Source organism: Streptomyces sp. JJ38 (assembly GCF_019303475.1).
Lineage (GTDB): Bacteria > Actinomycetota > Actinomycetes > Streptomycetales > Streptomycetaceae > Streptomyces.
In genome coordinates this window covers 60,442-70,856 of record NZ_JABLSI010000026.1, presented here as the reverse complement: position 1 = coordinate 70,856, position 10,415 = coordinate 60,442, and the positions used below count along the sequence as shown (strand labels likewise).

At 74.7% G+C, this 10,415-nt stretch carries 8 protein-coding genes; all 8 read right to left on the bottom strand.

The genetic code is table 11. The features are described 5' to 3' along the window. The coding region (locus HPT28_RS16075) for a ribonuclease E/G (protein WP_257578714.1) at positions 1-2,876 on the bottom strand (2,876 nt) is incomplete at its 3' end. Positions 2,877-3,117: 241 nt separating this feature from the next. After that, positions 3,118-3,876, bottom strand: a complete 759-nt coding sequence (locus tag HPT28_RS16070) for a TIGR03936 family radical SAM-associated protein (protein ID WP_219091772.1) — start codon at positions 3,874-3,876, stop codon at positions 3,118-3,120. Positions 3,877-3,997: 121 nt separating this feature from the next. Next, positions 3,998-4,564 (bottom strand): GNAT family N-acetyltransferase, encoded by a 567-nt coding sequence (locus tag HPT28_RS16065; RefSeq protein ID WP_257578713.1) that lies wholly within the window; start codon positions 4,562-4,564, stop codon positions 3,998-4,000. A 76-nt stretch (positions 4,565-4,640) separates the two neighbouring features. Next, the gene (locus HPT28_RS16060; protein ID WP_219091771.1) at positions 4,641-5,264 is read right to left on the bottom strand and encodes a hypothetical protein; all 624 of its coding nucleotides are present in this window, start codon (positions 5,262-5,264) and stop codon (positions 4,641-4,643) included. Continuing rightward, a complete protein-coding gene (locus tag HPT28_RS16055) occupies positions 5,261-6,772 on the bottom strand; it encodes a HAMP domain-containing sensor histidine kinase (protein WP_219091770.1) in 1,512 nt (503 codons plus the stop codon). Before HPT28_RS16055 ends, HPT28_RS16060 begins: the two co-directional genes overlap by 4 nt. After that, positions 6,769-7,452 carry a response regulator transcription factor gene (locus tag HPT28_RS16050; RefSeq protein ID WP_219091769.1) on the bottom strand — a complete coding sequence of 228 codons (684 nt, stop codon included), beginning with the start codon at positions 7,450-7,452 and terminating at the stop codon, positions 6,769-6,771. The genes HPT28_RS16055 and HPT28_RS16050 overlap by 4 nt, the downstream gene beginning before the upstream one ends. Positions 7,453-7,499: 47 nt before the next feature. Continuing rightward, positions 7,500-9,236: a murein biosynthesis integral membrane protein MurJ gene (gene murJ / locus HPT28_RS16045; RefSeq protein WP_219091768.1), complete on the bottom strand. Its 1,737-nt coding sequence runs from the start codon at positions 9,234-9,236 to the stop codon at positions 7,500-7,502. Beyond that, a complete protein-coding gene (locus HPT28_RS16040) occupies positions 9,233-10,405 on the bottom strand; it encodes a peptidoglycan bridge formation glycyltransferase FemA/FemB family protein (RefSeq protein ID WP_219091767.1) in 1,173 nt (390 codons plus the stop codon). Before HPT28_RS16040 ends, murJ begins: the two co-directional genes overlap by 4 nt. Positions 10,406-10,415 lie beyond the last annotated feature (10 nt).

Below are 10,415 nucleotides of genomic sequence, written 5' to 3'. Positions count from 1 at the left end.
GGCTCCGGCTCGGCGGCGACCGGCTGCGGCGCGGCGGCGGGCTCCGGCTCGACGGCGGCCTCGGGGGCCTGGGCGGGCGCCGGGGCGGGTTCCGGCTCCGGCTCGGGTGCCGGGGCCGGAGCACCGGCCGGGGCGGTCGCCTTGCGGCTGGCCCGGCGGCGCTTGCGCGGGTAGCGGGAGGCTGCCTTCTCGGCCTCGGCGACGCTGCTGAACAGCTCCTCGTCGGGCTCGAAGGCGGGCTCGGGCAGGGCCTTGGGAGCTTCCTCGACCAGCACCTCGGCCACGGGCTCGGGCTCCGGCTCGACGGCGGCCGGAACCTCGGCCGGTGCCGGCTGTGCCTCCGGCTGGGCCGCGCCCTTGCCCTTCTTCTTCCGCTTGCCGCCACCGCCGCCGGCGGCGTGCGCCTGGTCCATGTGAACGAGGAGTCCGCGGCCGTTGCAGTGGGCGCACTGCTCCGAGAAGGACTCCAGCAGCCCCTGCCCGACGCGCTTGCGGGTCATCTGCACGAGGCCGAGCGAGGTCACCTCGGCGACCTGGTGCTTGGTGCGGTCCCGGCCGAGGCACTCCAGGAGCCGGCGCAGGACGAGGTCCCGGTTCGACTCCAGCACCATGTCGATGAAGTCGATCACGATGATGCCGCCCAGGTCGCGCAGCCGCAGCTGGCGCACGATCTCCTCGGCGGCCTCCAGGTTGTTCCTGGTGACCGTCTCCTCCAGGTTTCCGCCCTGGCCGGTGAACTTGCCGGTGTTGACGTCGACGACGACCATCGCCTCGGTCCGGTCGATCACCAAGGAGCCGCCGCTGGGCAGCCAGACCTTCCGGTCCAGCGCCTTCATCAGCTGCTCGTCGATGCGGTACGTGGCGAAGACGTCGACCTCCGACGTCCACTTCTGCAGCCGCTCCGAGAGGTCGGGCGCGACGTGCGACACGTAGCCGTGGATCGTCTCCCAGGCCTCGGCGCCGCTGATGACGACCTTGCTGAAGTCCTCGTTGAAGATGTCCCGGACGACCCGGACGGTCATGTCGGGCTCGCCGTAGAGCAGCGTCGGCGCGTTGCCCTTCTGGGCCTTCTTCTGGATGTCCTCCCACTGCGCCTGGAGCCGCGTGACGTCGCGCGCCAGCTCCTCCTCGCTCGCGCCCTCGGCCGCGGTGCGCACGATCACGCCCGCGTTCTCGGGCACGACCTTCTTGAGGATCTGCTTCAGCCGGGAGCGCTCGGTGTCGGGCAGCTTGCGGCTGATGCCGGTCATCGAGCCCTCGGGCACGTAGACCAGGTAGCGGCCGGGCAGCGACACCTGGCTGGTCAGCCGGGCGCCCTTGTGGCCGATCGGGTCCTTGGTGACCTGCACCAGCACCGACTGGCCCGACTTCAGCGCGGTCTCGATCCGGCGCGGCCCCCCGGAGACGCCGAGCGCCTCGAAGTTGACCTCACCGGCGTACAGCACGGCGTTGCGGCCCTTGCCGATGTCGACGAAGGCCGCCTCCATCGAGGGCAGCACGTTCTGGACCTTGCCCAGGTAGACGTTGCCGACGTAGGAGGTGGACTGCTCCTTGTTGACGAAGTGCTCGACGAGGACGTCGTCCTCCAGCACCGCGATCTGGGTGCGCTCGCCGCTCTGCCGGACGATCATCTCGCGCTTGACCGCCTCGCGGCGGGCGAGGAACTCGGCCTCGGTGATGATCGGCACCCGTCGGCGGCCCTGCTCGCGGCCCTCGCGGCGGCGCTGCTTCTTGGCCTCCAGCCGCGTCGAGCCCTTGATGGCCTGGACGCCGTCGCCCTCGTCGGCCTTCTTCTTGCGCGGCTCGCGGACCTTGACGACGGTGCGCTCCGGGTCGTCCCCGGTGGCTTCGGCCGGGGCGGCGCCCTCGTCCCCGCTGCGACGGCGACGGCGGCGACGGCGGCGGGAGCTGCTCGTGGAGGACGGGCCCTCCCCGGCGTCCTCGCCCTCCTCGGCGCCGGACTCGGCGGGCTCCTCCGCGCCCTCGCCCGCCTCCTCGGCGGACGGCTGCCCGGCGGCGTCCTCGGCGGTCTCCGCCTCGCCGCGACGGCGGCGACGGCCGCCCCGGCGACGGCGGCGGGAGGGCCGCTCGGCGCCCTCCTCGGCCTCGTCACGGCCCTCGCCCTCGGGCTCCTCCGCAGGCTCGGCGGCCTCCGCCGGTTCGCCCTGCTCGCGCTCGGGGGTCCCCCGTTCGCCGCGCTCGGCGGCCTCGCCGCCCCGACGGCGGCGACGACGGCGGGCCGGGGGCTCCTCGACCGCCGGCTCCTCCTCGGCCTCCGCCTCGGCGGCCTCGGCCTCAGCGGCCGCGGCCACGGAGTGGGGCGTCTGGAAGGTGGGCTCGGTGAAGACCGGGGGCTGGAACAGCGCGGTCGAGGCGAGCGCGGGTGCGGTACGGCCACGCCCCACGGGCTCGGCCGCGGCCGACCGCCGCGCGCGCGGCTCCTTCACCGGGGCGGGCGCCGGGCTCTCGGCCTCGGCTGCCTCGGCCGGCTCCTCGCTCTGCTCCGTCTCCTCGGCCGGCTCCTCCGCGGCCTTCGCCGCGGACTCCTCGCTCACCGAGGTCTCGGCGGCGGGCGGTGCCGCGGCCTTGCGGGTGGCCCGGCGCCGACTGCGCGGGGGTTTCGCCTCGGCGGGGGCTGCGGGAGCCTCGGCCGTGGTCGCGGCGGAGGCGTCCGCGGCCGGCTCGGTGGCGGCCTCGGCACTCGCCTCGGGGGCGGTCTCCACCGTCACGGCGGCCTCCTCGGCGGCCGTGCTGGCGGAGGCGGGCGGCCCGGCGGGCCGCGACGCGGCGCGACGCCGCCTGCGCGGCGGCAGCGTGTCGCTCGGCGTGGTGTCGTCCGTGCCCTCCACGGGCGTGGAGTCTGTCGGTTCGAGCATGCGGGGGTTTCTCCCGTCACGCTCCCGGATGCCACGCCTGCGCTCGCCGCGGATACGCGGCATCGATTCGGTGTCGCGGTCCGGGGCGCGGGCGCCGCACGGGAGCTGTCGTCTCACTCGCCGGTTCCGGGCCATCCGGCCCGGCTACGGCGAAAGTCTGTCGGTGTGTGCGCCGGCCGTACGGCGGTACCCGGGTGGCTCCCTGGGTGCCTGGCACGTCGGCGGCGCCTCGACTCCGGCCCTACGCGGCGGGTCCCGGCGCCGTCGCGACGGGGGTAGCGTCGCGGTCGGGCGCCAACGGATCGGCCACCGTGCCGCTCTCCTCATCCAGCGGCCCCTGCGCCAGCCTGGTCACCCCTGCGGGGACCGGCGGCGCCAGGCCGGCCGCTGCGCGGAGACCGGACAGGACGTCGTCGGGTCGTACGGCGGGTGTCAGGTGCCGCACTACCAGCCGCAGTATCGCACAGCCACCCTGTTCCGGCCTATCGGGTCCGCCCTCGGGCCCGTCGGCCACGGCCTCCAGCGAGGCCACCGCGGCACGGGCGTCGAAGGTCCGCAAGCCCTTTTTCGTCTCCCGGCTCACCTCGACGCTGGAGGCGTCCAGGAAGACCCGGACGGCCCGCTCGGCCTCGGCGGGCTCGACGCCGTCGAGCCGCAGTTCCCAGCGGGACGCGGTGAGCCGGTCCGCGAAGCCGGAGGTGTGCGCCTCGACCGCGTCCAGCACGTCGAGCCCCGCCGGCAGGGAGGCGTCCAGGAGCCGCCGGAGGTGTTGCGGATCGCGCCGCTCGGCGAGGGCGATCTCCAGGTACTCGGCCTCGCTGGCGGTACCGGTGGGCGCGGCGTTCGCGTACGACACCTTCGGGTGCGGCGTGAACCCGGCCGAGTACGCCATCGGCACCTCGGCGCGGCGCAGCGCCCGCTCGAAGGCGCGCTGGAAGTCGCGGTGGCTGGTGAACCTCAGGCGGCCACGCTTGGTGTAGCGCAGACGGATGCGCTGCACCGCGGGTGCGGGCGGCGGGCCTTCGGGCTGTCGCTTCCCCAGGGGTCCTTCTCCTTGCTGAACGCGCCCCGCGGGGCGCTGGTCGTCCTGTCTCCAGCCTAATGGGCGGTGTGCCGCGGGCTCAGCCGGTGCGCTCGCGCGCGGTCGTCGGCGCCCAGTACCGCAGCTTCCCAGCGCGCTGGTCCTCGAAGATCCCACCGCAGTTCTCGATCACCCTGCGGGAGGCGAGGTTGTCGTGGTCGCAGGTGACGAGCACCGGGTCGACGCCCAGCTCGGCGGCGTACGGGAGCGCGGCGCGCAGCATGGCCGTGGCGTGTCCTCGGCGGCGGGCGGAGGGACGCACGTCGTACCCGATGTGCCCGCCCCACTCCAGGAGCCGCCCGTTGAGCCGGTGGCGCAGGGCCAGCCGTCCGAGATAGGTGTCGCCCTCGACCCACCACCACGTGGTGGAGGGCACGTGCCCCGGCGGCCGCGGCGTCTCGGGCAGGGCGTCGGCGCGGACGGCGGCGACGTACGCGGCGAAGCCCTCCGGGGTGCCCCACCGTGGCCCGTACAGCCGGATGTCGCGGCCGACCATCGAGCCGTCCTCCGCGGCACCGCGGCCCTCCGCGCGCAGCTCGTCCATGGCTTCCAGGAAGGAGGCGTGGACGCGGACGGTCGGCAGGAGGAGCTCGGGCACGAAAGCCATTCCACCACGCCTGCGCAGGGGCTGGCGGACCGGCCGGACGTGTCCGGGCAGGGCAGCCGACCCGCGGACAGCACGCCTAGGCCCCCGCAGGGGGGCTGCTCGCGGTGGGGGTGGCGGTGGGCGTCGGAACGCCGCGGAGATCGACGCCCGCGTCGCAGACCGCCGGCGGGAGCGCCACGTCGGTCCCCCGCAGGCGCACCTCGGTCCGGCCCTCGGCGTCCTCGGTGAACGCGACCGTGCACACCACCTGCCGTACCCCCAGGTCGTCGAGCTCGGCGAGGGCGACCGGCAGCATCACCTCCACCCCGCCCCCCGGGTGGGACACCGACCGGGCGACGCCCTCGTACGGGAACTCGGGCAGGCCGTCGGTGAGCCCGGCCCGGCGTTCCCCCGGCCGCGGCCCGGCGAAGAGTTCCGCGAGCGTCTGCGGCGTCGACACGCCCGGTCCGGGCGTGTCGACGAGCGACGGTTCGGCTGAGTCGGGCGCGCCGAGCGCCTCGTCCACGAAGCGGATCACGGGCATCAGCCGCCCGTCGAGCGATCGGAGGAACAGGACCATCCCGTTCGGCGGGTACGGGTAGACCTCGACCTCGGCCGGGGCGCCCGCTTCGATGACACCGGTCTCCGGGACGCCACAGCCGCCGAGCAGCAGCGCGGCGAGGGCGGAGAGGGCCGGGAGGGAGGTGCGGCGTCGTCTCATGCCGGTGCCTCCCCCGGGTGCAACGGCATCTCGACGGTGAAGACGGCACCGGTTCCGCCCGCCCGGTTCGCGGCGCGGACGGTGCCGCCGTGCAGCCGGACGTTCTCCACCGTGATGGCCAAACCCAGACCGCTGCCGGCCGAGCGGGTGCGGGCCGCGTCGGCCTTGTAGAAGCGGTCGAAGACGTGCGGGAGTACGTCCGGCCGGATGCCCGGCCCCCGGTCGGCGACCTCGGTGACCAGCCATGCCGTCCCGTCGGCCCCCGTGGCGGTGCGCAACGTCACGGACACGGGTGCGCCGCCGTGCCGCAGCGCGTTGCCGACGAGGTTGGCGACGACGATGTCGAAGCGGCGTGGGTCGAGGCGGGCACGGATGCCCTCCGGCAGGTCGGTGACGATTCCGTCGGTCCAGCGCCGCCGCTCCAGCGTCTTGCGTATGGTCTCCGCGGCGTCGACCTCGTCGGTGTTCAGCTCGGCCACGCGGGCGTCGAACCGGGAGATCTCCATCAGGTCCTCCACCAGCACCGCGAGCTTCCCGGTCTCCGCGCTGATCAGACGGACGGCGCGCGCGGTGTCGGCGTCGAAGCGGCCCGCGTCCTCGTCGAGGACCTCGGTGACGGCGAGCATGCCCGCGAGCGGGGTGCGCAGTTCGTGTGAGACGTCGGAGGCGAAGCGGCGGGCGCGCGCCTCCGCCTGACGCAGCTCGTTAACGGAGCGCTCCAGTTCGCCGGCGGACTCGTTGAACGTCCGCGCCAGGTCGGCGAGCTCGTCACCGCCCCGCACCTGGATGCGGGTGTCGAGACGGCCACTGCCCATGGAGCGGGCGGCCTTGCGCAGCTCGCGCACCGGGCGCAGCACGCTGCGGGCGGCGATCAGCGCGGGCACGAGGGCGATGGCGAGGCCGGGGAGCGCGCCGTCCCGGGCGGCGGCGACGAGCGCCTCCACGTTCGCCTGCTCCTCGGGCATGGGCATCACCGCGAACAGGACGAGCCCGGTCGGCAGCACCCGGTCCTTCTCGATCTCGTACACAACCGGCATACCCATGGCCAGATACGGCACGCCGTCCTTGACGACGCGTTGGAAGCTGCCGCGCGGACTGGCGTGGACCCTGCGGCGCAGTTCGGCCGTGATCACCGAGGACCTGGGGTTGGTCGCGGAGGAGAGGCGGACCGAGCCGTACTCGGCGTAGACGTACCACGGGTGCGGCCTGCCCTCACGGGCCATACCGCGCAGGGCGAACTCCAGGTCGGGCTCGCTCACCGGCAGGTGGATGCCGAGATCGCCCACGTGAGCGCGGAAAGAGGAGACCGCGGTGTCCTGGGCGGTCTGCAGGACGGCGTTGCGGGCCTCCCGGAAGGTGAGCGTGGCGGTCGTCCCCGCGCTGACGGCGGCCACCAGCAGGAACGCCAGCACGAGGCGGGTCCGCAGGCCGAAGGGACGGCGGCGCCGTTCACCGGTGGTCCCCCTGCGGCGCGACGGCCCGCCCGGCCGCGAGGGCCGGAGCCTCACAGCGGTCCGAAGCGGTAACCGAAGCCCCGCAGGGTCTGTATGTAGCGCGGGCTCCCCGGAACGTCCTCGATCTTGTTGCGCAGCCGCCGCACACACGCGTCCACGAGCCGGGCGTCACCGTGGTAGCTGTGCTCCCACACGTGCTCGAGGAGCTGCTGGCGGCTGAAGACCTGGCCGGGCGCGGCGGACAGGTGCAGGAGCAGTCGCATCTCGGAGGGTGCGAGGGCGAGCCGGTCGCCGTTCTTGGCCACGGTGAGCCCGGAGCGGTCGATGGCCAGCTCACCGTGGAACTCGACCTCAAACCGCCCGCCACCGGGTTCCTCGACCCGGCGCAGCACGGCCCGGATGCGCGCCTCGATGACCTCGGTACGCGCCGGTTTGACGATGTAGTCGTCCGCGCCGGCCTCCAGGCCGACGACGACGTCGAAGTCGTCGCCGCGGGCGGTGAGCATGATGATCGGCAACTGGCTGTCGTCCCGCACCCTGCGGCAGACCTGTACGCCGTTCATGCCGGGCAGCATCAGGTCGAGCAGCAGCAGGTCGGGCTGGAACTCGCGCAGGGCGGCGAGCCCGGCCTCACCGGTGCCCGCGGTCCGCACCTCGTGGCCGCGTCGGCGCAGCCCGAGTTCCACACCCTCGCGTACGGAGGGGTCGTCTTCGATCAGGAGTACGCGAGGCATGTCATCAGTATCCAGACGGTCGGGTTCGGTCCGGCGCCGAGCCGGGGTCACGAGCGGCGGCGGAGCCGCGCGAGGGCCGTACCGACGAGAGCGTCGATCTCGGCGAGCCGCAGCGGCCGGGCGAGCAGGAGGAAGACGGCGGCGATCGCCGCCGCCCCGGCCCCGGTGGCCGCGAGGGGGCCGCCGGCCTCCGCCCAGCGGGCGGCGCCGTACCCGAGTGCCGTAGCCGGCACGGCGGCGGCCAGCAGCCGCGCCTGCGCGGCGAGAGCGCCCACCGGCGCGCGGCGGGACCGCTTCGCGCGCGCGTCGCCGGGCTCGCCGCGCAACACCAGACGGCGCCGGAGGACGAGGGCGGTCACGGCCCAGCCCGCCCACAGCGCCAGCGAGTACCCGCCGGCGATGCCGGTCACCGCCCAGCGCGCGGGCAGCAACACGTACGCCACCACCGCCAGGCCCGCGTTGAGGCCCGCGATCACCAGGTTGAGGAAGAACGGAGTGCGGGTGTCGGACAGCGCGTAGAACGTGCGGGAGAGGACGTACTGCCCGCTGAAAGCGATCAGCCCGGGCGCGAACGCCATCAGCGTGCCCGCCATGACGGCGACGGCCGCCGCGTCCGTCTCGCCGTACTGGAAGACGAGCGCCAGCACCGGCTGGGCGAGGGCGAAGAGCGCGCAGGCCGCCGGAACGACGGCCGCCGCGCTCGTGCGCAGCGCGTACGACACGTCGCGCCGCACCGCGGCGATGTCGGCGTCGGCCGCCGCCGAGCTCATCCGGGGCATCAGCGCCGTCACGAGCGACACCGTGATGATCCCGTGCGGGACGGACCACAGCAGGTAGGCGTTGTTGTAGGCGCTGAACCCGGCGCCGCCGTCGACGCCGGCCGCCCGCGCGTGCAGGCCCGCCGCCGTCGCCAGCCGGGTCGTCACCCAGTACGCGGCCTGGTTGGTGAGCACCAGCAGCACCAGCCAGCCGGCGTTCCGCAGCGGTCGGGTGAGCCCGCTGCCGCGCCAGTCGAAGCGGGGCCGGTAGCGGAAGCGGGCCGCGCGCAGGGCGGGCAGCAGCGCGAGGGCCTGGACGACGATGCCCGCCGTCGTCCCCCAGCCGAGCAGCGCGGTCTCGGTGGCGCCCAGCGTCCCGCCGTCGCCGGTGGCGAAGGCCGCGAGGTAGAGGCCGAAGACGGCGATGACGACGACGTTGTTGAGGACCGGCGCCCACATCATCGCGCCGAAGCGCCCGCGGGCGTTGAGCACCTGGCCGAGCAGTGTGAACAGCCCGAGGAAGAGGATCTGCGGCAGGCAGTAGCGGGCGAAGGCGACCGTCATGGCGGTCTGACCGGGCGGGTAGTCGGTGTAGGCGTCGACGATCGCGGGCGCCGCCCACACCGCGCCCGCGGTGAGCACGAGCAGGGCGAGCACGCAGACGGTGAGCAGCCGGTCGGTGTACGCGACGCCGCCGTCCTCGTGCTCCCTGGCCGCCCGGACGAGCTCGGGCACGAAGACGGCGTTGAGCGCGCCGCCGATCAGGAGCACGTAGACGATCGTGGGCAGCGAGTTCCCGACGGCGTACCCGTCGGCGACCGTCCCGACACCGATCGCGGCGGCGACGACGGCGGACCGTACGAACCCCGTCGCCCGCGACACCATCGACCCGGCGGCCATGACGAAGCCGCTGCGCAGCACGGACGGCCCCCGGGACGGCGCCGCCCCGCCGGAGGCGGGCCCCTCCGGCGCGGACCCCTCCGGCGCGGACCCGCCGGACGCCGCCGTGGCGGTCCGCGCCGTCACCGGTGCGCCAGGTACGTCTGGAACGCCCGGTACAGCGCGTGGTTGGCCGTGCCGTCCAACGGTCTCTCCCACTCCCCCAGGGTCTCGACGACGTCTCCGCCGGTCCCGAGCTTCCAGCGCAGCAGCCCGTACGGGCGGTCGTCGGGGTCGAGGGTGGAGGGTACCCCGCGCATGTCGTAGACGTCGGCGCCAAGCGCCTGGGCGTCCAGCAGCATCCGCCACTGCAGCAGGTTGGACGGGCGGACCTCGCGGCGGTGGTCGGCCGAGGCACCCGTCTGGTACCAGACGCGGCCGCCGACGTGGACCATGGTGTGGGCCGCGAGGATCTCCCCCTCGTGACGGGCGAGGTAGAGCTTCATCCGACCCGGCTCCTCCGCGTTGAAGGCCGCGTACTGACGCTCGTAGTACGCGAGCGACCGGCCGAGCCGGAAGCCGTCCCGCTCCTCCGTGATCCTCAGCAGCCGGTAGAACTCGGGCAGGTCGGACGCTCCGCCGACGACCACCTCCACCCCGGACTTCCTCGCCCGCCGCACGTTGCGCCGCCACTCCTGGTTGAGCCCGGCCCACAGGTCGTCCGGCGTCCGGCCGGTGAGCGGCACCCTGAAGACGTGCCGCGGCTGCGCGTCCCCGTCCTCCTCGCCACCGCACCGCCTCCAGCCGCGCACCCGCAGCCGCTCCGCGACGGCCGCACCCAGCGGGTCGACCTCGCTCGCCAGGACGTCCGCGAGCCGTCGGCCCGGACCGGCCGCGGCCTTCAGCCGGGCCGCGCTCCAACGGCGGTACGCGGGCGAGGGCCCGATCCGCACCGCGAACGCGCCCTCCGCGCGCAGGTACCGCAGCAGCGGGTCGAGCCAGCCGTCGATGCCGGGGTCGGCCCAGTCGGCCACGGGACCCTCCGGCAGATAGGCGAAGAACTTGCGCGTGCCCGGCAGTTGCCGCAGCAGCACCAGAGCCACCCCGGACAGCCGCCCGGACCCCGGGTCCGGACCCCAGCCCACCAGCCGGCCCCGCCAGCCCTCCTTCACCTCCGCCCACGACGGGCACTGCAGGAACGCGGCGCCCAGCGCCGTACCCTCACCGGACTCCAGAAACCGGCGGTACGCGGCCGCGGTGACGGGCCCTAGCGGTGTTTCCCGGCCGCGGACGGCCGTCACGGACAGCGCTGACACGGTGTGAGCC

Bases quoted from the DNA above. Each gene is read 5' to 3' on its own strand.
- HPT28_RS16065 (WP_257578713.1), bottom strand. From the start codon at position 4,564: ATGGCTTTCGTGCCCGAGCTCCTCCTGCCGACCGTCCGCGTCCACGCC.
- HPT28_RS16060 (WP_219091771.1), bottom strand. From the start codon at position 5,264: ATGAGACGACGCCGCACCTCCCTCCCGGCCCTCTCCGCCCTCGCCGCG.
- HPT28_RS16050 (WP_219091769.1), bottom strand. From the start codon at position 7,452: ATGCCTCGCGTACTCCTGATCGAAGACGACCCCTCCGTACGCGAGGGT.